Origin of the sequence: Xanthomonas sp. NCPPB 2632 (genome assembly GCF_041228075.2) — a bacterium.
Taxonomy (GTDB): domain Bacteria; phylum Pseudomonadota; class Gammaproteobacteria; order Xanthomonadales; family Rhodanobacteraceae; genus Luteibacter.
The window spans coordinates 3,256,187-3,281,888 of sequence record NZ_CM192979.1; the positions used below are offsets into that span (position 1 = coordinate 3,256,187).

At 65.9% G+C, this 25,702-nt stretch carries 15 protein-coding genes, 1 pseudogene and 1 riboswitch; of the genes and pseudogenes, 9 read left to right on the forward strand and 7 right to left on the reverse strand.

What is annotated here, in order from left to right; translation table 11 throughout:
* Positions 1 to 187: 187 nt before the first annotated feature.
* Together AB8808_RS13890 and AB8808_RS13895 are read right to left on the reverse strand one after the other, a co-directional pair.
* Positions 188 to 9,682, reverse strand: a complete 9,495-nt coding sequence (locus AB8808_RS13890; protein ID WP_369931260.1) for a non-ribosomal peptide synthetase — start codon at positions 9,680 to 9,682, stop codon at positions 188 to 190.
* Positions 9,668 to 10,971, reverse strand: a pseudogene (locus tag AB8808_RS13895) (condensation domain-containing protein); the annotation flags it as partial. The gene AB8808_RS13890 and the pseudogene AB8808_RS13895, both read right to left, overlap by 15 nt.
* A 177-nt stretch (positions 10,972 to 11,148) precedes the next feature.
* Between AB8808_RS13895 and AB8808_RS13900 the strand changes: the two are divergent.
* Positions 11,149 to 11,751: a pentapeptide repeat-containing protein gene (locus AB8808_RS13900; RefSeq protein ID WP_369930257.1), complete on the forward strand. Its 603-nt coding sequence runs from the start codon at positions 11,149 to 11,151 to the stop codon at positions 11,749 to 11,751.
* A 45-nt stretch (positions 11,752 to 11,796) separates the two neighbouring features.
* On the opposite strand, the gene AB8808_RS13905 is transcribed toward AB8808_RS13900, so the two are convergent.
* The gene (locus AB8808_RS13905; RefSeq protein ID WP_369930259.1) at positions 11,797 to 12,036 is read right to left on the reverse strand and encodes a hypothetical protein; all 240 of its coding nucleotides are present in this window, start codon (positions 12,034 to 12,036) and stop codon (positions 11,797 to 11,799) included.
* Between the two features lie 502 nt (positions 12,037 to 12,538).
* Here AB8808_RS13905 and katG point away from each other — a divergent pair.
* Positions 12,539 to 14,794: a catalase/peroxidase HPI gene (gene katG, locus AB8808_RS13910; protein ID WP_369930260.1), complete on the forward strand. Its 2,256-nt coding sequence runs from the start codon at positions 12,539 to 12,541 to the stop codon at positions 14,792 to 14,794.
* Between the two features lie 135 nt (positions 14,795 to 14,929).
* Here katG and AB8808_RS13915 read toward each other — a convergent pair whose 3' ends face one another.
* Genes AB8808_RS13915 through AB8808_RS13925 form a run of 3 tightly spaced genes read right to left on the reverse strand, consistent with a single transcriptional unit; the run spans position 14,930 to position 17,096 of the window.
* Complete coding sequence (locus tag AB8808_RS13915) at positions 14,930 to 15,580, reverse strand: TetR/AcrR family transcriptional regulator (protein ID WP_369930261.1); 651 nt, start codon at positions 15,578 to 15,580, stop codon at positions 14,930 to 14,932.
* A 15-nt stretch (positions 15,581 to 15,595) separates the two neighbouring features.
* Positions 15,596 to 16,402, reverse strand: a complete 807-nt coding sequence (locus tag AB8808_RS13920) for an SDR family NAD(P)-dependent oxidoreductase (protein WP_369930262.1) — start codon at positions 16,400 to 16,402, stop codon at positions 15,596 to 15,598.
* Between the two features lie 46 nt (positions 16,403 to 16,448).
* A complete protein-coding gene (locus AB8808_RS13925) occupies positions 16,449 to 17,096 on the reverse strand; it encodes a TetR/AcrR family transcriptional regulator (protein WP_369930263.1) in 648 nt (215 codons plus the stop codon).
* A gap of 75 nt (positions 17,097 to 17,171) precedes the next feature.
* Between AB8808_RS13925 and AB8808_RS13930 the strand changes: the two genes are divergently transcribed.
* From AB8808_RS13930 to AB8808_RS13940, 3 genes are all read left to right on the forward strand, one after another.
* Positions 17,172 to 17,906, forward strand: coding sequence for an SDR family oxidoreductase (locus tag AB8808_RS13930; protein ID WP_369930264.1), 735 nt, complete (start codon positions 17,172 to 17,174; stop codon positions 17,904 to 17,906).
* Positions 17,907 to 18,031: 125 nt separating this feature from the next.
* On the forward strand, positions 18,032 to 18,316 hold the full coding sequence (locus AB8808_RS13935) for a type II toxin-antitoxin system HigB family toxin (RefSeq protein ID WP_369930265.1): 285 nt from the start codon (positions 18,032 to 18,034) through the stop codon (positions 18,314 to 18,316).
* Positions 18,313 to 18,726 (forward strand): helix-turn-helix domain-containing protein, encoded by a 414-nt coding sequence (locus AB8808_RS13940; protein WP_369930266.1) that lies wholly within the window; start codon positions 18,313 to 18,315, stop codon positions 18,724 to 18,726. The genes AB8808_RS13935 and AB8808_RS13940 overlap by 4 nt, the downstream gene beginning before the upstream one ends.
* On the opposite strand, the gene AB8808_RS13945 is transcribed toward AB8808_RS13940, so the two are convergent.
* Positions 18,727 to 19,860 carry an FAD-dependent oxidoreductase gene (locus tag AB8808_RS13945; RefSeq protein WP_369930267.1) on the reverse strand — a complete coding sequence of 378 codons (1,134 nt, stop codon included), beginning with the start codon at positions 19,858 to 19,860 and terminating at the stop codon, positions 18,727 to 18,729.
* A 138-nt stretch (positions 19,861 to 19,998) separates the two neighbouring features.
* On the opposite strand from AB8808_RS13945, the gene AB8808_RS13950 reads away from it, so the two are divergent.
* The 4 genes from AB8808_RS13950 (at position 19,999) to AB8808_RS13965 (ending at position 25,699) form a co-directional block, all read left to right on the forward strand.
* Entirely contained in the window at positions 19,999 to 20,772 is a 774-nt protein-coding gene (locus AB8808_RS13950; RefSeq protein ID WP_506193222.1) for a TetR/AcrR family transcriptional regulator, read from the forward strand.
* A gap of 94 nt (positions 20,773 to 20,866) precedes the next feature.
* Positions 20,867 to 20,961, forward strand: a riboswitch (glycine riboswitch).
* A gap of 42 nt (positions 20,962 to 21,003) precedes the next feature.
* Complete coding sequence (gene gcvP, locus AB8808_RS13955) at positions 21,004 to 23,874, forward strand: aminomethyl-transferring glycine dehydrogenase (RefSeq protein WP_369930269.1); 2,871 nt, start codon at positions 21,004 to 21,006, stop codon at positions 23,872 to 23,874.
* Between the two features lie 278 nt (positions 23,875 to 24,152).
* Positions 24,153 to 24,824, forward strand: a complete 672-nt coding sequence (locus AB8808_RS13960) for a carbonic anhydrase (protein WP_369930270.1) — start codon at positions 24,153 to 24,155, stop codon at positions 24,822 to 24,824.
* On the forward strand, positions 24,821 to 25,699 hold the full coding sequence (locus AB8808_RS13965; RefSeq protein ID WP_369930271.1) for a bestrophin family protein: 879 nt from the start codon (positions 24,821 to 24,823) through the stop codon (positions 25,697 to 25,699). The genes AB8808_RS13960 and AB8808_RS13965 overlap by 4 nt, the downstream gene beginning before the upstream one ends.
* Positions 25,700 to 25,702 lie beyond the last annotated feature (3 nt).

Below are 25,702 nucleotides of genomic sequence, written 5' to 3' on the forward strand. Positions count from 1 at the left end.
GGCCGTTTTAGCGCTAGATAGTGAATTTGTAAACCTCCGCCGCGGTGAGCCAGCCAGAGCTAGAAAATCTACTCAGGGTGCGATGAATTCACTCGATGCGCCTTAACCAATATCGCAGGGCACAAAACTAAGGAGGCCGTCCACCATGGTCGTCAGCAGGCGGGCCTCCCTGCCTGCCCTGACTAGATCAAGCCGGCTGCACCATCTGCCCATAACGCCACCGCACATACCTGCCCAATAGCTCGGGCGTCATCGCCGTAGCGCGCACGCCCTCGCCAGCGAACTCGACCACCGCGTTGCCCAACTCGATCGGTGCACGAGCCTGCGTCCCGGCCGGCGGCGCCGACAGTTCGACCGGCATCACGGTGGCGAGGCGACGGGTGGCGGGATGCTCGCCGAGCTGCTGCCGCCACTGCCGATAGTCCATGCGCTGCACCTCCAGCTCATCGATGGCCGCGACCTGTCGGGTCAGTTCGCCGAGCATGAACGATCGTGGGTTGGTGAGGTTGAGGCTGCGGCCGCCCATATCGCCTCGCAGCGACAAGGTCACGATCGCGTCGGCCATGTCGTCTACCGGCAGCGAGTTGATCGCCGTATCGATGTCCGGCACGCACTCGAGGACGAGGCACGCGTCGATGAACAGGCTCCACGTATCGGTGGCGTTGCTGGCGCCGTTCGTGCGGGCGCCCGCGATATGCGTGGGACGGTAGACCGTGTACGGAATACCACGCTCGCCACCGACGCGCAGCAGCCGCTCGGCCACCCACTTGCTTTGCGCATAGCCAGAAGGAAGGCCACGCCAGTGCTCGGCCAGTTGCGTCTCGTCCACGATGTCCGGTCCGGCGCTCTCGACCGGTGGTATCGTGCTGAGCGTGGATACGTAGTGGATATGCTTGGGCGTGCCCCGGGCCGCCAGGCGCAGGATCTCCTGGGTGCCCGTCACATTGGCCGACTTCAGGCTGGCGTAGGTGTGCAATGAATCCACCCACGCCCCGTTGTGGTGGATCGTGTCGATCGTCCCGGCCAGGCGATCGAAACATGCCTCGGTCAGGCCGAGCTTCGGCTGCGCGAGATCGCCCGGCACGATCACCACACGAGCGGGATCGAGCCCGGCGATGCCGAACCGATGGATGTTCGCTGTCAGCCGCGACCACCCATCCGCGGGGTCGATACAACGAACCAGGCAGTGCACCGTCGCCTGCGTCTGCCGCAGCAAAGATGCAAGCAGGAATGCCCCGAGAAAACCCGATGCACCCGTGAGCAGGATATGTACCGGTGGCGCGTGGTCGCGTGGTCGCGCATCGGTACGGATGGCGTCGTCGAGCACGATTTCCCTGCCCAGGTCGAGGACGGGCAACGACGGAAGCGAACCGGCAGGCAACATCAGTTGCGCCATGTCTGTCAACACCGGGCAGCGGAACACATCGCGCACGGCCACCGACATGTCCATGACCTCGTTGATGCGCATGACCAGTTGCACGACCAGCATCGAGTGGCCGCCGAGCTCGAAGAAATGATCGTGACGACCCACACGCTCGACACCCAGCACCTCGCGCCACAGCCTCGCCAGCGCGGTCTCGGTACCGGCGTGCGGCGGCTCCCAGGCACGCCGGGCGTACGCACCGTCGTCCGGCATGGGAAGCGCCTTGCGATCCAGCTTGCCGTGCGCGGTGAGCGGTAGCGCCGCGAGCACGACGAACGCCGCGGGGAGCATGTAGTCCGGAAGCCGCGCGGCCAGGTGATCGCGCAGGACGGCGACGTCCGCGTCGCCATCGGCATGCGCCGCCACATAGGCCACCAGGCGCTGCTCGCCGGGGCGATCCTCGCGGGCCATCACGACACACTCCCGCACCCTGGGATGCATCGCCAGCTGGCTCTCGATCTCGCCCAGCTCGATGCGGAAGCCACGCAACTTGACCTGATGGTCGTTGCGTCCCACGAAGACGAGATTGCCGTCAGGCAGGTAACGCACAAGGTCACCCGTGCGGTACATGCGTGCGCCGGGCCGCGCATCGAACGGATCGGGAACGAACCGTTCGGCCGTCAGTACGGGCCGGTCGAAGTAGCCGCGCGCGACCCCTGCCCCGCCGATATGCAACTCACCGACGCTGCCGCGCGGCACCGGCAGACACTGGTCGTCGAGCACATACAGGCGCGTGTTGGCGAGCGGCCTGCCGATGGGCACGCTGGTCGGTTCGCTGGACTCGTCAGGGGCCAGCCATACCGTGGCGCATACCGTGATTTCGGTCGGGCCGTACGCGTTGGCGATACGGGCATGGCGTTGCCATGTGGCCACCAGCCCCGGCGCGGATGCGTCGCCCACGAAGACGAGCGTGGGTCGATGCGTCCAGCGAGGGGTTTCAAGGTGGCCTTGCAGGAAGGCCGGTGGCAGCGAGGCGTGGGTTATGCCGTGGCGCCCGATGAAGGCGAGGAAAGCGGCCGGATTCAGCCGCTCCGCCTGCGTGGGGAAATACAGCGCACTGCCCGTGGCGAGTGCCATCACGCTCTCGAAGACGCTCGCATCGAAACCGGGCGAGGCGAACTGGCTGATCCGGCTGTTTGCGTCCACGCCCAGCCGCTCGCTCAGCGACAGCGCAAGGTTGACCACCGCGTGGTGCTCCACCATGACGCCCTTCGGCGTGCCGGTGGAGCCGGAGGTATAGATGACGTACGCGAGCGTGCGTGCATCGAAGCCGCCTACGTCCGGGTTGTCGGCCCCCTCGCCGTCCCGGTCGAGCCGATGCGTCAGGTCGAGCGCGTCGCGCGCCGCGAGCGCCGTCGCGCCGAGCGCCGCGCGTCCGGCGTCGTCGTAAAGCAGGAGCCCGGGCGCGGCATCGTCCAGGATATGGTTCAGACGCGCAGAGGCGTACGCCGGGTCGAGCGGCACGTACGCGGCGCCGGTCTTCAGTACGGCGAGGAGCGCGACGAACATGGCCGAACCCTTGCCGACACACAGCGCCACCCGGCCGCCCGGGCGCACGCCACGCGCGATCAGTTCATGGGCAAGACCATTGGCGCGCGCGTTCCACTGTGCGTACGAGAGTGTTTCCGGGGCATCGACCAGCGCGGGCGCGTCCGGTGTGTCGCGCTCCCAGCGCTCCACCAGCTGGTGCATGCCCGTCTGCGTGGGATACGGTGCCTCGGTACGGTTCCACTCGTCCAGCAATTGCCGCCGCTCGGGCACGGCGAGCAACGGGATGGCCGCTATCGTCGCGGCGTCATCGGCCACCATGGCTTCCAGGACGGTATGCAGGTAGCCGGCGTGACGCGCCATGGTGTCGTCGTCGAACATGGCGGTGGCGTAGTTGAAGCCGCCCTGGATACTGCCGTCCACGTCGCTCAGGATCAGCTCCATATCGAACTTCACCCAGTCGAACGCGGGCAGCGGCTCCACCGCGATGCCGGGCAATGACAACCGACCCTCGTCGTGGCTCTGCCAGGCGAACAGCACCTGGACCAGCGGTGTGCGATCGACGCGCCGGGGCACCTGCGCGATCTCCACCACCTGGTCGAACGGAAGGTCCTGGTGCGCCTGCGCATCCAGCGCGACCTGCCGCACGTGGTCGAGCAGCGAAGCAACGTCGTGTGGGGCGGCGAGGTCGATGCGCAGCGCGAGGGTATTGATGAAGAAGCCGATCAGCGCTTCCAGTTCTTCCCGGCCGCGTCCCGCGGTGGGCGTACCAATCATCACCTCCGACTGACCGGCGAGCCGTGACAGCACCGCGGCCCAGGCGGCCAGCACCACCATGAACAGGGTCGTGCCGTGCTTGTGGGCAACACGTTTGAGCGCACGCGTCAGCGTGGGGTCCAGTGTCAGTGGAAGAAACGCACCGGCGAACGACTGACGTGCTGGACGCGGCCTGTCCGTCGGCAGGGTCAGCAGGGACGGTGCGTCCGCGAGCTGCCGTCGCCAGTACGCGGCTTGCGCCGTGAGGCGGTCCCCGCTGATGCGGTCGCGTTCCCAGAGGGCGTAGTCGGCGTACTGGATCGGCAACGGCGGCAGGAGGCTATCCACGCCGTCCACGCCGGCGACATAGAGGGCGCCGAGTTCGGCGGCGACGATGCCGAGCGACCAGCCGTCGGCCACCAGGTGATGCAGGGTCAGTTGCAGCACATGACGCGACTCGCCCACCCTGACCAGGCTGGCGCGAACCAGGGGGCCGGCGGCGAGGTCGAACGGACGGTTCCTGTCCTCGGCCAGGAAGCGTGTCAACGCGGCCTCGATGTCGGGCCGGTCACGCAGGTCGTCGTGGTGCAGGTCCGGGCCGCGATCCTCATCGAGGACCATGGTGTGCGGTCGCCCGTGCTCGGCGACGAACACGGTACGCAGGCTTTCATGGCGCGCCACCAGGCGGCGGAATGCGCTGCGCAGGGCCGCCACGTCGAGGTCACCGTCGAGACGCACCGTCAGTGGGATGTGGTAAGTGGCGCTGTCACCCTCGAGCTGGGCGAGGAACCAGAGCCGTTGCTGGGCGTGTGACAGCGGGGCGCTGTCCCCGCGAGACGCTCGCGGGATGACCTCGAGGCCCGTGTCGCCTGACCGGAGCCGGCTGTCGGCCAGCACGCCGGCCAGCTCGCTGAGTACCGGGTGGGCGAACAGCTCGGCCAGCGGCAACGCCATGCCGAAACGCTGCGACAGACGACTCAGCAACCGCACCGCGATCAGCGAATGGCCGCCCAGCTCGAAGAAGTGATCGTGCCGCCCGACCCGTTCCACGCCAAGCAGGCCCTGCCACAACACCGACAGCCCCTCCTCGATCTCGCCTTGCGGCGGCGCATAGACCGAGCGCGCAAACGCCTGCTCGTCGGGTAGTGGCAACGCGTGGCGATCCAGCTTCCCGTGCGCGGTCAGCGGAATGGCGGCCAGACGCATGAACGCCGCGGGCACCATGTAGCCCGGCAACCGGCCGGCGAGGTGCGCATGCAGCGTGGCCGCCAGGCCATCGTCCGGGCCCGGCGCGACGACATAGGCGACCAGTTGCGTCTCGCCACGCGTATCCGGGCGCGCGATCACCGCGCACTCCCGCACCAATGGATGATCGGCGAGATGGGCCTCGATATCACCCAGCTCAATGCGAAAACCGCGGACCTTGACCTGATGATCGTTACGGCCGAGACAGATCAGTCGTCCATCCGGCAGGTAACGGGCCAGATCGCCGGTGCGATACATGCGCGCATCGGGGCGGGTGTCGAACGGATCGCGCACGAAGCGCTGGGCGGTCAGATCGTCGCGACCGAGGTACCCACGCGCGATGCCCACGCCGCCGATGTACAGCTCGCCGACGGCACCCAGCGGCACCGGCACGCCCTGGGTGTCGAGCACATAGGCGCGGGCGTTGGCGATGGGACGCCCGATGGGCACATGGCTGGGCGAATCGCCGATCGATCCCGGGCCGAGCGTCTGCGCCGTGACCACATGGGTTTCCGTGGGTCCGTAGTGATTGTGCAGGGCGCACGCCGGCAAGCGCGCGAACAGGCGCTTGATCTGCGGCGTGAGGCGCAACTGCTCGCCGGCCACGGCCACCTCGCGAAGGTCGGGCAGCAATTGGCCATGAGCGAAACCCTCGTCGATCGCCTCGGCCAGCGACTGCAAGGCGATGTACGGCAGGAAGACACGCTGCACGCGTTGCTCGCGCAACACGTCCACCAGCACGTCGAACTGGAGACGAACCGCCACATCTACCAGGACCAGCGCTCCCCCGAAACAAAGCGTGGCGAAGATCTCCTGGAACGCCACGTCGAAGCCGAGCGCGGCGTATTGCAGGGTGCGCGGTGCCGGGGCACCCGCATCTTCGCTCTGCGTTCGTTGCCACTGCACCAGGTTGACCAGCGGCCCGTGCGGCATGGCGACGCCTTTCGGCGTTCCCGTGGAGCCGGACGTGTAGATCACGTAAGCGAGGTTGGCATCCGTCGCCGCGGGTAACGGGTCAAGGTCGTTCGATGCTATCGCGTCGTCTTCGGGCGGCGCGCTATCGAGGTCGATCGTGCAAGGGGCCGCGAGCGACAGGTCGCCCAGTGCGCGTCGCCCGGCGCCGTCGGCAAGCAGCAGCGTCGCGCCCGCTTCATCGAGCACCTGCTGCAACCGTTCCGCGGGATAGGCGGGATCCAGCGGTACATAGCAGGCGCCCGCCTTGAGGATGGCGAGCATGGCGGTGACCATGGCGAAGCCGCGCTCGGCGCAGAGCGCGACGCGCTGGTCGGTTCGTCCCTCGGCGCCGATGCCGAGCGCGCGCAGATGACGCGCCCGGCGGTTCGCCTCCCTGTTGAGCTCGCCATAGGCCAGCTGTGCCTCGCCGTGGATGAGGGCGATCGCCTCCGGCGACCGCGCCGCCTGCCGTTCGAAGAGCCGGTGGATGCCCTCCTCCCGCGCGACGGATACCCCCGTATGGTTCCAGCGTTCGAGCAAGGCCTGTTCGTCGGCACCGGCCAAGGCGATGCGGGACAACGGCAGCGGCGTCTCGGCTGCCATGGCATCCAGCACGGCTCCCAGGTAGCCCACGTGCCGCTCTATCGACGCCTGGTCGAACAACGCCGTGGCATAGCCTAGCCCGCCGACGATGGCATCGTCGTCCTCGTAAAGATGCAGTTCCAGGTCGTAGCGGATCGCCGCCAGGGACATATCCGCCTGGCTCACCTCGATGCCCGGCAACGCGAAACGCCCGCGGTCGTTGCTTTGCCAGGCGATGAGCACCTGGAACAACGGCGAATGATCCAGCCGTCGCGACGGACGCGCGATCTCCACCACCTGCTCGAACGGCAGGTCCTGGTTTTCCTGTGCCGCGAGGATGCGCTGGCGTACCCTTGCGAGCATCCCGGCGGTATCCGGCTCGCCGGACACGTCCAGGCGCAGGGCCAGCGTGCTGACGAAGAAGCCGATGAGCGGCTCGATCTCCCGCTGCCCCCGATTGGCGGACAGCGTTCCGATCACCACGTCGTCCTGACCCGAGAGACGCGCCAACACGCTCGACCACGCCGCCGTCAGCAGCATGAACAGGCTCACGCCGTGCCGGGCGCACACCTGCCTGAGGCGACCGGCCACGTTGGCATCGACCCGCAGCGGCACCACCGCACCGGCGAACGACTGTCGCGCCGGGCGCGGACGATCTGTCGGCAGCTTGAGCAAGTCCGGCGCGCCGGACAGCGTGTGACGCCAATAGTCGACCTGGCGTTGCAAGCGCTCGGGCGTCAGCACCGCACGCTGCCAGGCGGCATAGTCGGGATACTGCACCGGCAACGGCGGCAGCTTGTCGTCCTGCCCTTGCGCAAATGCCGTGTACAGCGTGCCGATCTCGCGGGCCAACAGGTGCAGGGACCAGCCATCCGCGACGATGTGGTGCATGCCCAGCAGTAACGTGCAGTCACGGTCGGCGACACGCACGAGGCAGGCGCGGACCAGCGGCCCGTGTTCGAGGTCGTACGGCATGCACGCGTTGTCGTCGGTGTATCGGGCCAGTGCGCCGTCGAGATCACTCGTCCCGCGCAGGTCGTGTTCGACGAACGGGAACGCGGTGTCCGCCGGCAGCAGCGCGGCGTGCGGCTCGCCGTCGATGCCTCGGAACACGGTACGCAAGGCCTCGTGGCGCGCCAGCAGGCGGTCCAGGCTGCGGCGAAGCAGCGCGCCGTCCACCTCGCCTGCCATGTGTACCACCAGCGACACGTGATAGATCGCACTGTCACGGTCCAGCTGGTCCATGAACCACAGGCGTTGCTGCGCGTAGGACAGCGGCAACGTCGCCCCGTGGACGACGGGACGGATGGGCGGCAGGACAGGATGCGCGTCTTCGCGCCCAAGCGCCTCGACGGCCACGGCCAGCTCGGCCACGGTAGGGTGACTGAACAGCGTGGCCAGCGGCAGCACACGACCGAAGGCCTGCGCCATGCGACCGAGCAGGCGGATGGCGACCAGCGAGTGGCCGCCGAGTTCGAAGAAGTGATCGTGACGCCCGATGCGCTCGACACCCAGTAATTCCCGCCACAGCGTCGCCAGTACGTTTTCCGCCTCGCCCCGGGGGGCCTCGTAGGACCGCAGCGCGAACGCCTCGTCACCGGGCTCGGGCAGCGCCTTGCGATCGAGCTTGCCGTTCGGCGTGAGTGGGAAGGCGTCCAGACGGACGAAGGCGGATGGCAGCATGTAGTCGGGCAAATCGACGGCGAGATGCGCTCGCCAGAGTCCGGCGAGCGCGGCATCGTCGGCCTCGCCGGCCTCGCCGGCGCGGGTCACCACATAGGCGACGAGCCTTCGCGTCAGCCCCTCGCCCAACGCGAGCACCACCACTTCATGTACGGAAGGATGCTTCGCGAGACGAGCCTCGATCTCACCCAGTTCGATGCGATACCCACGCACCTTGACCTGGTGATCGTTGCGACCCAGGAATTCGATCGCGCCATCCGGCAGATAACGACCCAGGTCGCCCGTGCGGTACATGCGTGCACCGGCACGGTTCGCGAACGGGTCGTCGATGAAACGCTCGGCGGTCAGCGTCGGCCGATGGAGATAGCCTCGCCCCACGCCGCTCCCGCCGATGTACAGCTCACCGACGGCTCCCACAGGCACGCGCTGTTTCCGGGCGTCGAGCAGATGCACCCGGGCATTCGACACCGGGCGTCCGATCGACGGCACGCGGGGCGCCTCGTCCATGCGCAACAGCGTCGCGTTGACGGTCGCCTCGGTGGGCCCGTAGGCGTTGAACAGCGTGGGTCGGTGCCCTGCCCTCGCAAACCACGCGGCCACCGCGGAAGGACTGATGGCATCCCCACCCACGCTGACCCGGCGCAAGGTGGCCGGCAGCGGCAGTTCGGGGCGTTCCGTGGCCAGCTGCGCCCAGAACGTGCTGGGAAGGTTGATCCAGGTCAGGCCGTGCTCGGCACAGAAGGCGGCAAACGCCGTCGGCGAGGCCAGGCAGGCATCGGTGCGCAACACGAGCGTGGCGCCGGTAACCAGCGCGGGAAAAATCTCCTCCACCGACATGTCGAAAGCCAGCGAAGCGAACTGCAACAGACGGTCGTCTGGCCGCAGGTCGTAGGCACGCTGCAACGCGACGACCTGATGGGCGACGTGACGATGCTCGACCATCACCCCCTTGGGCTGCCCGGTGGAGCCGGAGGTATAGATGACGTAGGCCAGGTGCTGCGAGGTCACGCCAGCCAGCTCGGGATTGCTCGCCGGCAGCGTGATCCACGGTGGCGAAGGCAGGTCCAGCCGCAGGTGCGTCGTCGCGTCTACGGAGGCACCCAGTGCGCGGCACCCCGTCTCGTCCGTCAGCAAGAGGCGCGACTGCGCATCCTGCAGCAGGTAGGCCAGGCGCTCGGGTGGGTATGTCGGATCGATGGGTACGTAAGCGCCCCCCGCCTTGAGGATGGCCAGCAGGCCGATCACCATCGATACGCCGCGTTCGAGGCAAAGGACGATCCGGTCGTCCGGCTGCACACCCGTCGCCAGCAGATGGTGAGCAAGCCGGTTGGCCCGTCGGTTGAGTTCGGCGTAGCTGAGCGATACATCGCCGTGCACCAGGGCGACGGCATCCGGCTGCCGGTCGACACAGCGCTCGAACGCCGTGTGCAGGCACGTGTCGGGGTAAGCGACATCGGTCGCGTTCCAGGCCGCGAACTGCTTCCGTTCGCTCGCGAGCACGACGGGTATCGAGGCGAGGGGGGCGTGGGCGTCTGCGAGCAGCGCCTCCATGAAGACGATGAACCGCTCGCGCAACGTGGCGATCTCACCGTCGTCGAAGTACGCGCGACCGAAGATGAAGAACATCGTCGACTCGCTGGTGCCCAGGTCGTCGCGAACACACAAACGAAGCGGCGTGCCCTCGTGATCGTTCGTGCACTTCACGACGAGTGCGCGGACCGTGCCGAAGAACAGCTCGGTGCCGCCATGCTCGTAGGAGATGGAAAGGTCGTAGAGCTGTGCGCGATGGCTCCGGAAAAGGTCCAGGCCCTCGTTCAACGCGCCGACGGGGAAGCGCTGGTGTCGATACGCCTGGCGCAAGGCCGGCGCGATGGACGCGATCAAGGCGACGAACGAATCGCTCGTATCGAACGCCAGGCGCATCGGCAGGACATTGGTGAACATGCCGGCGGTCCGCCGCGCCGCGGCGTCCTTGCGGTTCAGCACGGACATGCCGACGATCAGCTCGTCACGCTGCTCCAGGCGCAGGAAGAACGCCTGGAACAGGCCGAGAAACACCTGGAATCGCGTTGAACCATGCGCGGCGACCAGGGCGTCGATCTTCTCGTCCAGATCGCGCGACAGCCGCCACGAGCACTCACCGGTCGAAAAAGGCTGGCCGACGACCGTGTCCCGATGGCGCGGCGAGAGCAACGGATCGGGCACGTCCGGGTAGGTACCGAGCCAGTGACCGCGATCCCTGTCGAACGACGTGGATGCCAGGTAGGCGGCATCGTTGGCTACGAACGCAAGATAGGACGGTGCCTCGATATCCGGCGCCTCACCGTTCTCCAGCGCGCTGTACAGGCTGGCGACGGACTGGATGATGGTATCGATGCCCCAGCCATCGACGGCGATGTGGTGGGCGCAGATGAACCACTGGAACCGGCTTTTCGAAAGCTTGATGAGCGCGCAGCGAAACAATGGCCACCGAAGAGATCGAATGGCGTGTTGATGCACTCGCGAATCCACGCCCGCGCGTGCTGCTCGGGCGCCTCGTGACCGGAAACATCCAGCAAGGGCAGCGAAATCGCAAGTTCTTGCGCCATGACCTGCCCGGGTGTGTCATCGCCCCTGGAAACCAGGCGCAAGCGCAGGCAATCGTGCTTGCGCACCGCGAGCTGCAAGGCCCTTTCGAAGCGTACCGCGTCCACGCCACCGAAGAGGTCGACGTACCCACCGATGTTGTAGGTCGGCGTGCGGCCCTTCATCAGTTGATCGTGGTAGATATCCCGTTGCGGGCTGGAAAGCGGATGGACAGCCGCGCTTTCGCATGCATGGCGCGATTCAGCCGATGACATGATGCATTATCCTGCGTGGGAAATGCGCAAATAGTACAAAGCGGTGATGGGCCAATTGTGATGGCAGCGGGCATCGCGTCCGCAGCGCCCTCGCACACAGTTGCACCGGTTACGCAAGATTGAACGCGTGGCGGCGAAGCCGGACAATCGCCGCTGTGTTCCACAGGCCCTCCCCCCATGAACGAACGTATCGGCACAGAAAGCGATTTTTACCTCAAGGCGTTCCAGGGCCTGGACTATGCCGAAAGCATTCTCGCCACGCTCACCTTCGAGGAATGCACGTTCACCCGCTGCACCTTCAGTGATGCAACGTTCGACCACTGCAAGTTCATCGACTGTACTTTCACAGCCTGCGACCTGAGCAACATCAAGATCAAGGCCAGCAAGTTCCAGGGCGTGACGTTCAACGAATGCAAGGTCATCGGCGTGGACTGGACGCGAGCGGACTGGCCGCGGTACGCCGCGCCGGCCAAGCTCGCGTTCCGCAAGTCGGTGCTGGACTACGCGTCGTTCTTCGACCTCGATCTGCAGGAAATCGTCATGGAGGAATGCAAGGTCCGCCACGTCGACCTGCGCCAGGGCAACTTCACGCGGGCGAACTTCACCTATTCCGACTTCGCGGAAGCTCTCTTCGGGAAGACGAAGCTGGGGGGTGCGGATTTTTCAGAGTCCACCAACTACGTCATGGACATCCGCGATAACCAGATCAAGGGGGCCAGGTTCACACGCGCGGAAGCGTCCGGGCTGCTGCATGGCCTGGGCATCGAACTGGTGGATTGAAGTGAGCACCGGGCTGGCGAAGCCTGTGCTTCGGCCATGGACACGCTAGGGACGACGGTGCTCGGCGTGTTCGAACTTGAGGATCATGATGGTGAGCAGTGCAACGGACAGCACGGCGATACCTCCACCGACCAGCCAGGGATGCGCAGTCCTGTCCACCACCCGCGGCAGCGCGATCATCGCCACCGCATAGATCGCCATGACCAGCCAGCCCTGCCAGCGGCGCGGGCCGATGCCCCAGCCGATGCGCTTCTTGCCGAACCATCCATTTGGGTTTGCGTTCATTTGAACAGCCATGAGTGCCAAGCGGTCAATCTACGCCGGTTCACCCGAAAGAAGTTGCGGTACGAATGAAACGGATGTCATGTCCTGCAGACTGCGGAGTTGGTTCGTACGCCGTGCTGCGGTAGCTGAAGCTCCCCATGCGTCATGGCGCTCCTTGCCGATAACGCGCCAGCAAACCTTGCGCGGGCCGCGACGATAAGGAGAGGATTCCATAGTCCCTCTCTATCGATTCGATAGTATCAATCAGCTTCCGAAGCGTCACACCCGCAGCGTACACTCAGGAACAGGTCTTCCACAGGTCGCGTCATGCCCCTCCCCCGTCGCGCTCCCGTCGCCGTCTCACCTGTTTCCCGCAAGCGGGACGACGACGCCCTGGTCGGCCTCTCGGCAGTGTCACTGCCCATCATCGTTGTCCCCGTGGCGCATTGTCGCCGAACCTCCGTGCAAGCCTGACGCCCCGTAATGCCAGCCATTGGGACCATCCCAAGGAGAGAGAGAGCGCATGACCAACGAAGCCAAGTGCCCGTTCAACCACACCGCCGGCGGCGGCACCACCAATCGTGACTGGTGGCCGAAACAGCTGCGTGTGGACCTGCTGGCCCAGCATTCGAACAAGTCCAACCCCCTGAGTGGCGACTTCAACTACGCCGACGCTTTCAACAGCCTCGATTTGTCGGCCGTGAAAGCGGACCTGACTCGCCTGATGACCGATTCGCAGGAATGGTGGCCGGCGGACTTCGGCCATTACGGCGGCCTGTTCGTCCGCATGGCCTGGCACAGCGCGGGCACGTATCGCGTCGGCGACGGCCGTGGCGGCGGTGGCCGTGGGCAGCAGCGTTTCGCCCCGCTGAACAGCTGGCCCGACAACGTCAGCCTGGACAAGGCGCGTCGCCTGCTCTGGCCCATCAAGCAGAAGTATGGCCAGAAGATTTCCTGGGCCGACCTCTACATCCTCACCGGCAACGTCGCCCTGGAGAGCATGGGCTTCAAGACCTTCGGCTTTGCCGGCGGCCGCGAGGATACGTGGGAACCGGACCAGGACGTGTACTGGGGTAACGAGAAGACCTGGCTGGGCGGCGATGTGCGCTACGGCAAGGGCAAGGCCGGTGACGACGACGGCGGCGGCGTGCTCGTGGCCGATGCCGAAAAGCACGGCGAAGAACAGAGCCGCACCGACGGCGGTCGCCACCTGGAAAGCCCGCTCAGCGCGGTGCAGATGGGCCTGATCTATGTGAATCCGGAAGGCCCCGACGGCAACCCTGACCCGGTCGCTTCGGCGCACGACATCCGCGAGACGTTCGGTCGCATGGCGATGAACGACGAAGAGACCGTCGCGCTGATCGCCGGTGGCCACACCTTTGGCAAGACGCACGGTGCCGGTCCCGCCGACAACGTCGGTGACGAGCCGGAAGCCGCGGACATTGCGAACCAGGGCTTCGGCTGGAAGAGCAGCTTCGGCAGCGGCAAGGGTGCCGACACCATCACCAGCGGGCTCGAAGTTACCTGGACCAGCACTCCGACGCAGTGGGGTAACGGCTTCTTCGAGAACCTGTTCGGCCACGAGTGGGAGCTGACCAAGAGCCCCGCCGGCGCCCACCAGTGGGTCGCCAAGGACGCGGAAGAGACCATCCCGCACGCCTACGATCCGTCGAAGAAGCAGCGTCCGACGATGCTGACGACCGACCTTGCCCTGCGCATGGATCCGGCCTACGAAAAGATCTCGCGCCGCTTCCTCGAGAACCCGGACCAGTTCGCCGACGCGTTCGCCCGCGCGTGGTTCAAGCTGACCCATCGCGACATGGGCCCGCGTGCCCGTTACCTCGGTCCCGAAGTGCCCGCCGAGGTGCTCGACTGGCAGGATCCGATTCCGACGATCGATCACGCCCTGGTCGGCGATGCCGATGTCGCGTCGCTGAAGGAGAAGATCCTGGCGTCGGGCCTGTCGGTGGCCGAACTGGTGACCACCGCCTGGGCTTCGGCCTCCACCTTCCGCGGCTCCGACAAGCGCGGCGGCGCCAACGGTGCGCGCATCCGCCTCGCGCCGCAGAAGGACTGGGAAGCCAACCAGCCGGAGCAACTGGCGAAGGTGTTGGGCGTGCTGGAAGCCATCCGCAGCGACTTCGAGAGCACGGGCAAGAAGGTTTCCGTGGCCGACCTGATCGTGCTGGCGGGTAACGCTGGCATAGAGAAGGCCGCGCGGGACGCCGGTCACTCGGTCGACGTGCCGTTCGCACCGGGCCGTGGCGATGCCACGCAGGCGCAGACCGATGTGGAGTCGGTCAACGCGCTGGAACCGAAGGCCGATGGCTTCCGCAACTACGTCAAGCGCAAGTGGAACGTACCGGCGGAAGCGCTGCTGATCGACCGGGCGCAGCTGCTGACCCTCACCGCACCGGAGATGACCGTGCTGGTCGGTGGCTTGCGCGTGCTGGGTGTGCGTAACGGCAACGATACGCACGGTCAGTTCACGCAGAAGCCGGGCACGCTGACCAACGACTTCTTCCGCCACCTGCTCGACATGGGCACGGAATGGCGGGCGATGTCCTCGGCGCAGGACATCTTCGAGGGTGTCGATCGCAAATCGGGTGAGCGCAAGTTCACCGGTACGCGTGTCGACCTGATCTTCGGCTCGCATGCTCAGCTGCGAGCCATCGCCGAGGTCTACGCCACCGAGGATGCCAAGGAGAAGTTCGTTAACGACTTCGTCGCCGCGTGGACGAAGGTGATGAACCTGGATCGGTTCGATCTGAAGAAGTAAGCCGCACGGTTCGTGTTTGATGCGACATGAAGCCCGCCGCGACCTTTCGTCCGGCGGGCTTCGTTTTTTGCCGGCTGCCCATCACGATCCTGGTATTGCCGATCAGCCTTTGACAGGGCAAGGGGTGATGATGTTTCAGCCCTTCGCAGGAAGACCCGACCAGTAACGCCGCAGCGACACGGTCAACTCGTTCGCGTAGTCCATCGCGGTGAAAGCGGCCGCGGCTTCACCCATCATCTCGACGCAATCGGCGGGAATATCGAGCGCCTGCCATAGACCCTGGGTAAGCGCGTAGCTGTGTACGAGGATACGCGCACCCTCGCCGGCGTCCAGACCCAACGAGGCCTCGACCGCGCCGCCGGCTTCCATCAGCGCATCGCTCAACGCCGCCTTGTACGAACGCAGCCGTTCCTGCGCGACGTTACGTTCGAGCACGCTGTAACCGAGCGATTCCAGCTTAAGTATTTCCGGATGCGCCACGATATCGGCGACATAAGCAACGAGGAAAGCGTCGACATGATCGGTAGGCGAGCGATCGTCGGGGGCGAAGGCCTCGCGTATTACCGACATCATGGCCACGCGATAGACGTGGAGGATATCCATGAAGATTTCCTCCTTCGTCTCGAAGTACAGGTACACCGTACCCTTGGCAAGACCGGCCTCCGTGGCGATGGCCGCTGCGGAGGGCAGCTTTTCCGGATCGCGCAGGAATAGCGTCCGCGCGGCGGTCACGATGGCCTCGCGTCGCGCCTCCTTGTCTTCCGCGGCAAGCGCGTATCGCACCATGTACTCAGTCCGGCATCAGGTTGCCGCCATTCTATAGGTGATGCGCGATAGCTGCTGACGCGGAAGCAGGCGTGAGAGGAAGACCATGACCCGATTGATACGGCCGGCGACCACGCCGGAGCGGCCTGCCGCCAGCGCGGCAAGTCCGATATCGACCACGGGACGCGACTTCATCATCATCCGTTTCATCGCGGCGTTGGGCGCCTCGCCCGCCGCATCGAAGAACCCCGTATCGGTTACCCCCGGCGACAGCACGGTCACAACGACGTTCTTCGACTTCAGCTCCGTATGCAGGGCTTCGCCGAGCGACACCACATAGGCCTTGCTGGCTGCATAGGCGGCAAAACGCGGGCATGGCTGAAAGGCGGCGACGCTCGCCACCAGAAGCATTTTCCCGCCGCCACGGCGTGCCATGTCATGGGCGAAGACGTGTGCCAGTTCGGTCGTGCCGATGACGTTGAGCCGCAACATCGCACTGAGGCCATCCGTCGGCGCGTCGATGAATTCCGCCGTCAGGCCGTGGCCTGCGTTGTTCACCAGCGTGCCGATCACGATGCCGCGCGTATCGAGCCGTGCCTTGAGTTGAGCCGCGGCGCCTTCCACAGCCAGGTCGAGGACCTCGACATGCGCCTGTACGCCATGCGTGGCGCGAACCTCCGCGGCGAGCCGCTCCATGGGTTCCGTTCGGCGCGCCGTGAGCACCACATCCCATCCCTGCTCCGCAAGCGCCAGCGCGAAATCCCTCCCCAGCCCGCTCGACGCACCAGTAACCAACGCCCACCCTTTGTTCGCCATGCCACACTCCAAATGACCAGTGGTCATTAATGTAAATGACCACTGGTCATTTGGCAACAGGATGGGAGCTTCTTTAAGGCCCTGGCGGGAGCCCCCGCGATGCCGCGAACAGATAGGCGCGGCACATCACGGGCAACTGCGCTCGCAGCATCGCCATCGACGGCGGCGAGGCATCGGTCTCCAGCACGGCGCGCACGGTGCCCACCAGCAGGGTGCGCAACGCGAAGGTCACGGTAGGCAGGTCGTCGAATGTCGCGTCGCGGGCACTGGCCAATACGCGTGCGAGCGCGGCGTCGACACGCCGCGTGATATCGCCAATCAGGTCCGCCGTATCGAGTTCGGCCGCCACGGCGTAAAGAGCCCGCGATCCAGGCATGTGGCGCAGCTTGGCCTCGAGATAGGCATTAACCAAGCCGTCGGCGATCTCGCCCAGGGATGCGCCCTCGTGGCGGACACAGGCGTCTTCCAGTGCCACCACCACTTCCTCCAGGTACAGGTCGAGCAAGGCGTACAACAGCGCCTGCTTGTGCGGGAAGTACTGGTACATCGTGCCCACGGACACGCCGGCACGCTCGGCGACACGCGTGGTGGTCAGGCGCACGAGGCCTTCGGTCAGCAGAACCTGAAACGTGGCTTCGAAAATCGCCGCCACCGTCGCCGCCGAACGGGCCTGACGTGGGGTTTTACGGGGCTTCAGGGGATCGGCCGGGGTCACGGACATATGCGAATTCAAAAGCCGAAGGATGATTCATATATTAACGCCAGTGCCTCCCCTGCCGTCTTACCAAGGAACACCATGACTACCCCCGACCGTCGCATCTCCCTCATCACCGGTGCCAACAAGGGCATCGGCTTCGAAGTCGCCAGGCAGCTCGGCCAGGCCGGCCACCGCGTTCTGCTCGGCGCACGTGACGCATCACGTGGCAACGAGGCCGCGAAAACCCTGCAGGGTGAAGGTCTCGACGTGCGTTACATCGCGATCGACCTGACCAACCCCGCGTCGCTGACGGCAGCGGCCGCCGATATCGAAGCGAACGAAGGCCACCTCGACGTCCTGGTCAATAACGCGGGGATATCGGTGCAGGGCGACGGCATGCCCGGAGTCGCCGACCTGGCAGTCGTCCGACAGATCTTCGATACCAACTTCTTCGGCGCCGTCGCCGTGACCCAGGCACTGCTGCCGCTGCTGAAAAAATCGGCGTCGGGTCGTATCGTCAACGTATCCAGCGGCCTCGGCTCCATCACGCTCAACAACGATCCGACCTGGGAATACGCCGCGGTCAAACTGCTCGGTTACAACGGATCGAAGGCAGCGATGAACATGTTCACCGTGCTGCTTGCCGCCGAACTGAAAGAGCATGGCATCAAGGTCAACGCGGCCAATCCCGGGTATACCGCCACCGATCTCAACGGTCACAGCGGTCCGCAGACCATCCCCGAAGGGGCGGCCGAGACCGTTCGCCTCGCCCTGCTCCCGGACAACGGCCCGACCGGCGGATTCTCCGCCACGGAAGGTACCGATCCCTGGTGATAGCCCTGCTGGCCAGTGACCACTGGTTATCGAGCTAAAACCCGACAAGAAGTGTCGATCCGCGCCTCTCGTTGACGCCATCGCAATTTGCGATATTATGGAACCCAAGCTCACGGAAGAGTGCGATGCGTGTCATCACGAATCGGCGCCTTGTCGAATTCGCCCTTCTCCACACCGATGCAGGCACCCCGCTGCAGGCGTGGCGCAAACTGATGGAGTCACGAAGCTATCGAGGCTTCAACGACCTGAAAATGTCTCTGGGCAGCGTAGACATCGTCGGCGACAAGCACGTCTTCGATATTCGCGGAAACCGTTACCGTATCGTTTGCGGCATCAGCTACGCAACGCAGCTTTGTTTTATCAAGACAGTGCTTACGCATAGCCAGTACGACGAAGGAAAATGGAAATGAAAGCACGAACTTCATTGGCTTTCGTCACGGAGGGCTGGGAGGCCTTCCAAAAGCTTTCCGGTCTGCGTCACATCGAGAACAGTGCCGATTACGACGAGTTGGTGGCACTGGCCGACACGCTCGTCGATGCGGGTGCAATGCAAGCGACACACCCGTGTCACTCCCTGTTCCAGGTGATTGCCGATCTCATCTACGCCTATGACCAACGCCACTATCTCCAGGCAGAAGTGCATGGCGTCGATCTTCTGCGCTTCCTCATGGAACAGCACGATCTTCGACAGAACCAGCTGCCGGAAATCGGAACACAGAGCGTGGTTTCCGAGATCCTGGCAGGGAAGCGCGAACTGACCGTCAACCACATCCGTGCGCTGGCCAAGCGCTTCGCCCTCAGCCCCGCCGCCTTCTTCTGATTAGCCGGCAGTCCCGCCGCCGGTGAACATCTCGACCAGGCTGGCCGGTGCACGCTCGCCGAAACACACATCGAGCAGTTCCTGCGCATCCACCGCGGCCAGCGCGCTGCGTTTGAACAGCGTTTCCTCATAGGTGGCGAGTGCCGCTTCGATGTCGCCTGGCTGGGCGACCAGCGCCTGTGCCAGTTCGGCTCCATCCCACATCGCCAGGTTGGCGCCCTCGCCCGAAGGCAACATGAGGTGGGCCGCGTCGCCGAGCAACGTTACGCCCGGTACGCGTTTCCAGCGGTGTTCGGATGGCAGGGCGTGGAGGCGTCGGATCACCGGCGGTGTTTCGCCGTCGGTGATCAGTGACTTCAATCCCGCGTCCCAGCCGTCGAACTCCGCCGCAACCTGCGCCATCGTCCGGGCCGGCTCGTCTGCATTGATGCGGGACATCCACGCCTCGGAACGACGCAAGGCCACATAGGTGTGCAAGACACCCTCCGGCTCGCGGTGCGCAAGGATGCCCTTGCCCGGTGCTACGGCGAACAGCGCACCGCCGCCGACGGCCGCCGCGCCGGGTGCGTGGCGATGGTCGGCACCGTGCAGCCATGTCTCCACGTACGACATCCCGGTATAAACCGGTACGGCAGCGGACAACAGCGGGCGAACCTTCGACCACGCCCCATCGGCACCCACCAGCAGATCGACGGTGGCGGTCGAGCCATCGGCGAAGTGCAGGTCGTGCCGGCCGCGTCCTGTCGACACGGCGTGCGTCAGCTTGCTGCCCCAGCGGATGGTATTCGGCGGTAACGACTCCATAAGAAGGCGTCGCAACGCGCCCCGCGGCACTTCCGGTCGATCGCCGGAGCCGTCGTCTTCGTTGGCGAACAGCAGCGCGCCGTCGTGGCCAAGCACACGGGTCGCCTGGCCGCCGGTATGCACGATGTCCAGGAAGGCTTCGTAAAGACCGGCGGCCTTGAGTGCGCGCTGACCGTTATCCCCGTGGATATCGAGCATGCCACCCTGGGCGCGTGCGGTAGCCGAGGCTTCGGCCTCGAAGACCGTCGCGGCAACGCCGTGGACGTGGAGGACACGTGCCAGTGTCAGGCCACCAAGACCGGCACCGACGATAGCGATGGAAGGAGGCATGGAGTGCTTCACGTATAGGTAGAGAAGTGATCGCCAGTACGGCGGTCGCAAGCGCTCGAAGGTGGACTCGAACCAACGACGCCCTGATTAACAGTCAAGTGCTCTAACCGGCTGAGCTATGCCATAAGCAAAGCGACCTTGGAACGTCGTTCCAACATATTGGAACGACGTTCCATCCATGTCAACATGCAGGCCATGGCCAATTCATCTCCTCCACCCCAGCGACGCGACCAGGCCCTCTCGCGTGATCGCATCGTCGCTACCGCCGTAGCGCTCCTGGATAGCCTGGGCGAAGGCGGCCTTACCTTCCGTGCGCTTTCCGAGCGCCTGGCGACCGGGCCGGGCGCCCTCTATGGGCACATCGCCAACAAGGACGACCTACTGACGGCGGCATGCGACGCGGTGGTCGCGGCTGCGCTGCGAACTGCGGCAGCGGGGACTGCGCCCGCAGCGCCGACGCCCGAGCACAGGATCCGCGCCATCGCGCTGGGCATGTTCGACGCCATCGATAACCACCCCTGGGTCGGCGCGGCGCTGGGTCGCGGCCCTGGCCAGCTGCCCGGCGTGCGCCTGCTGGAGGCGCTGGGCGGCGAGGTGCAGGCGCTGGGCGTGCCGCCGACGGCCCAGTGGTCGACCGTGCTGGCCTTGTGGAGCTACATCCTGGGCGTGGCCGGCCAGAACGCGGCCAACGCACGCCACGGCCAGACGCTGGGCGTGGACCGTGAGGCGTTCCTGGCGAGCGTCGCCACGACCTGGGCCGCGCTGGACCCGGACGCCTACCCCTTCACGCGCGGCATGGCCGGGGCCCTGCGCTCCCACGACGACCGTGCCGACTTCCTGACGGGGATCGATCTGATCCTGGGCGGGATACGCTCGCAAAAAGACATCATCCCCGGCCCCGGCTCTGTATAATCGTGTCCAGCAACACCCGGTGGGAGAAGCGGAAGGACCCGCTGCCGAAGGCGCAACGCCCGTAATCGCTCAGGCTCCCATGACCACCGACGTGCTTCATCACTCTGGAGAGACCGGTTAGATCCGGCGCCGAAGGTGCAAGAGGCCACCCGCCTCCAAACTCTCAGGCAAAAGGACAGAGGGGCGCCCCACGTGCCGGCACGGCACGTTCTTCCGGATGCCTCCAAAGCCATGAGCCAGAAAAACTCTCCGTCGCTGCGCGAACTCGAGAACCACGGTGCGTTCATCGAGCGTCACATCGGTCCGAACGATGCCGAGATCGACGCCATGCTGGCCGTGGTCGGCCACGCCAGTCTCGACGCCCTCACCGATGCCATCGTGCCGGGCTCGATCAAGTCGCCCGCGCCGCTGTCGCTGCCCGCCGCGGTGACCGAAGAGGAAGCGCTGGCCAAGATCCGCGCCATCGCCGACCGCAACACGGTGTTCCGCAGCTTCATCGGCCAGGGCTACTACGGCACCCTCACGCCCAACGTCATCCTGCGCAACGTGCTGGAGAACCCGGCCTGGTACACGGCCTATACGCCGTACCAGGCGGAGATCTCGCAGGGCCGCATGGAAGCCCTGATCAACTTCCAGACCATGGTCACCGACCTGACCGGCATGGATATCTCCAACGCCTCGCTACTGGACGAAGCCACCGCTGCCGCCGAGGCGATGACGCTGGCCAAGCGGTCCGCCAAGTCGAAGTCGAACGTGTTCTTCGTCTCGAAGGACGTCCATCCGCAGACGCTGGAAGTGCTGCGCACGCGCGCCGACGGCATCGGCATCGAACTGCACGTGGGCGCGGACGGCGACGCCGGTTCGGTCGACAGCTTCGGCGTGCTGCTGCAATACCCCAACACCTTCGGTCGGATCAACGACTACAAGGCACTGGCCGAAGCCACGCACGCACGCGGTGGCATCGTCTGCGTCGCCACCGATCTGCTCGCCCTCACCCTGATCGCCGCGCCGGGCAGCTGGGGCGCGGATATCGTGGTCGGCAACACGCAGCGGTTCGGCGTGCCATACGGCTTCGGTGGCCCGCATGCCGCTTACCTCGCCTGTCGCGATGCCTATAAGCGCTCGATGCCGGGCCGCCTGATCGGCGTCTCCGTCGACAGCGAGGGCAAGCCGGCCTACCGCCTTACCCTGCAGACGCGCGAGCAGCACATCCGCCGCGAGAAGGCCACGTCCAACATCTGCACGGCGCAGGTGCTGCTCGCCGTCATGGCCAGCATGTATGCGGTCTATCACGGTCCGGACGGCCTGGTCCGCATCGCCCGCCGCACGCACCGCCTCACCGCCATCCTCGCCGGCGTGCTGGGCAAGGCCGGTGTCACGGTGGGCAACGACTTCTTCGACACGCTGCACATCACGGGCGTGGACGCCGCGGCGCTGCACGCGCGGGCCGCAAAGGCCGGCCTCAACCTGCGCGCGATCGATGAGGGCAGCGTGGGCATCAGCCTCGACGAGACCACCATCCGCGCGGACATCGCGGCGCTGGCCGGCGTGTTCGGCGCGGAGCTGGGCGACATCGACACGCTGGATGCGGCCACGGCCGACGCGCTGCCGTCTGCCCTGCTTCGTGACACCGCCTTCCTGCAGCACCCGGTGTTCAACACCCATCACAGCGAGCACGAGCTGCTGCGTTACCTGCGTGGCCTGGCCGACAAGGACCTGGCGCTGGATCGCACCATGATCCCGCTGGGCTCGTGCACCATGAAGCTCAACGCCACCGCGGAGATGATCCCGGTGACGTGGCCGGAGTTCGCCAACATCCATCCGCTGGCCCCGGCCGACCAGGCCCAGGGCTACAAGCAGCTGATCGACGAACTGGAAGCGATGCTGGTGGAATGCACTGGCTACGACTCGGTCAGCCTGCAGCCCAATTCCGGTGCCCAGGGTGAATACGCCGGCCTGCTGGCCATCCGCGCGTACCACCGCTCGCGCAATGAGGGCCACCGCGACATCTGCCTCATCCCGGAATCGGCGCACGGCACCAATCCGGCCTCGGCCCAGATGTGCGGCATGACCGTGGTGGTCACCCGCTGCGACGCCAACGGCAACGTGGACGTCGACGATATCCGCGCCAAGGCCGAGAAGTACTCCGACCGGCTTGCCGCCATCATGATCACCTACCCCTCCACGCACGGCGTGTTCGAGGAAGACGTGGTCGCCATCTGCGACGTGGTGCACCAGCACGGCGGCCAGGTGTATACCGACGGCGCCAACATGAACGCGCTGGTCGGCGTGGCCAAGCCCGGCAAGTGGGGCTCGGACGTCTCGCACCTCAACCTGCACAAGACCTTCTGCATCCCTCACGGCGGCGGCGGCCCGGGCGTCGGCCCGTGCGCGGTCAAGTCGCACCTGGCGCCTTTCCTGCCCCGCGGCTTCGGCGGTGAGGGCGACGTGGGCATGGTCAGCGCGGCCACCTTCGGTTCCGCGTCCATCCTGCCCATCTCGTGGATGTACATCACGCTGATGGGCACCGAGGGCCTGCGCAAGGCGACCCAGGTCGCCCTGCTCAACGCGAACTACATCGCCCGTCGCCTGGCCCCGCACTACAAGACGCTGTACACCGGCCGCAACGGCCTGGTGGCGCACGAGTGCATCCTCGACCTGCGCCCGCTCAAGGACGCCACCGGCGTGGGTGCCGAAGACGTCGCCAAGCGCCTGATCGACTTCGGTTTCCATGCCCCGACCCTGAGCTTCCCGGTCTCGGGCACGCTGATGGTGGAGCCGACCGAAAGCGAATCGCAGCACGAGCTGGATCGCTTCATCGACGCCATGATCCAGATCCGTGAAGAGATCGCCGCGGTGGAAGATGGCCGTCTGGATCGCGAGGACAACCCGCTGCGCCGCGCACCTCACACCGCCGCGATGGTCACGGGCACGGAGTGGACCCACGCCTACCCGCGCGAACTGGCCGCCTTCCCGCTGCCCTCGTTGAAGCTCAGCAAGTACTGGCCGCCGGTATCCCGCGTGGACAACGTCTACGGCGACAAGAACGTGATGTGCGCCTGCATCCCCATCGACGCCTACAAGGAAGACGCGGAGGCCTGAGCCCACTCAGGCGTATGTGGGTATGTAGGAGCGCACGATGTGCGCGACATGTTTTGAGGCCATGCCTCCAACCTGGCGCGTGAACCCGGTGGGGTCGACGCGAAGCCATGTCGCGCACAGCGCAATGATTTCGCGCACATCGTGCGCTCCTACACCCGCCCCCCAACCCCGCTCCTGCGGGTTTCCATACCCGCGCGAATTTCTTTGGCCTCGTGTTGTCCTAAACTGCGTGCCGGACAGCCGCCCGCCCGGGCGGCGCACTTACCAAGGCCATGCGCATGACCCAGGAAACCCCACGTAACGAAAGCCTGCTCGGCCTTCTCCGCGGCGTCGAGGATTTCAGCGACAAGGTCTTCCCGGAACCGGGAAACCGCAAGCTTTTCGGCGAACTGGCCGAGGGCCAGAGCCCGCACACGCTCTTCATCACTTGTGCCGATTCCCGCGTCGTTCCCGAGATGATCACGCAGACCCAGCCGGGCGAGCTGTTCGTCTGCCGTAACATCGGCAACATCGTTCCCGGCTACGGCGAGATGCTCGGTGGCGTCTCCGCGGTGGTCGAGTACGCGGTAGCGGTGCTGGGCGTGCGCCACATCGTCATCTGCGGCCACACCGACTGCGGCGCGATGAAGGGCCTGCTCAACCCCGAATCCACCCGCGACCTGCCCACCGTGGAGGCCTGGCTGCGCAACGCGCAGGCCGCCCGGAGCGCCGTCTTCGCGCGCAAGCTGGAAGGCGCCGAAGCGATGCAGGCCGTGATCGAGGAAAACGTCCGCCTCCAGCTCACCCATCTGCGCACCCACCCGGCCGTGGCCGCCGCGCTGGCCAACGGCACCATCGCCCTGCAGGGCTGGGTCTACGGCATCGGCGACGGCAAGGTGGCCGTGCTGAATGAAGACTCCCTCAAGTTCATCCCCCTGGCCGAGGCCATCCAGCGGGAACACAACGCGTGATCCTTCCGGGCCGGGCGCATGTGGGACACATCCTGCGCTACGTGGGTAAGCCGCTGATCTGGCTGCTGGCCTGGGACGTCGTGGTCACGGCGTTCTGGTACGTGATCCATCCGCGCCTCACCGCGGAGTTCCCGGCCCTGCCGCTCACCCTGCTGGGCTCGGCCGTCGCGGTGTACCTCAGCTTCCGCAACACCACGGCGTATGCGCGCTGGTGGGAAGCCCGCACCTTGTGGGGCGCGATGGTGAACGCCTCGCGCACCCTGGCCCGCGAGGCCGGCACCATGCTGCCGGATCGCAGCGTGGGCGCCACCGTGGCGCATCGCCAGATCGCCTATGTGCACGCGCTGCGCTTGCACCTTCGCCGGCAGGCGCCGTGGGACGAATTGACGCCGCGCCTGCCTGCCGACGAGATCGAACGGCTGCGCCACGTCACCAACCTGCCCAACGCCATCCACGCGCGTACCGGCGTGCTGATCGCCGACGCGCGCCCCGACCCGATCCTGCTGGCCAGCCTTGCGCGCACGCTGTCGGACATCTCCAACGCGCAGGGCGGCATGGAGCGGATCAAGAACACGCCGCTACCGCAGCAGTACGCCACCTATCCCGGCATCTTCACCCACGGTTTCTGCATCCTGCTGCCGCTGGGCCTGGTCGAGACACTGGGCCTGTATACCCCGCTGGGCTCCACGATGGCCGGCTTCCTGTTCCTCGCCCTGCTGCAGATCGGCAACGACATGCAGAACCCGTTCGAGAACCTCGAAGACGACGTACCGCTGACCACCCTCACCCGCGGTATCGAGATCGACCTGCGCGACTCGCTCGGCGAAGCGCATGGACTGAAACCCGTGCAGCCGGATAACGGCATCCTCTGGTAAGCC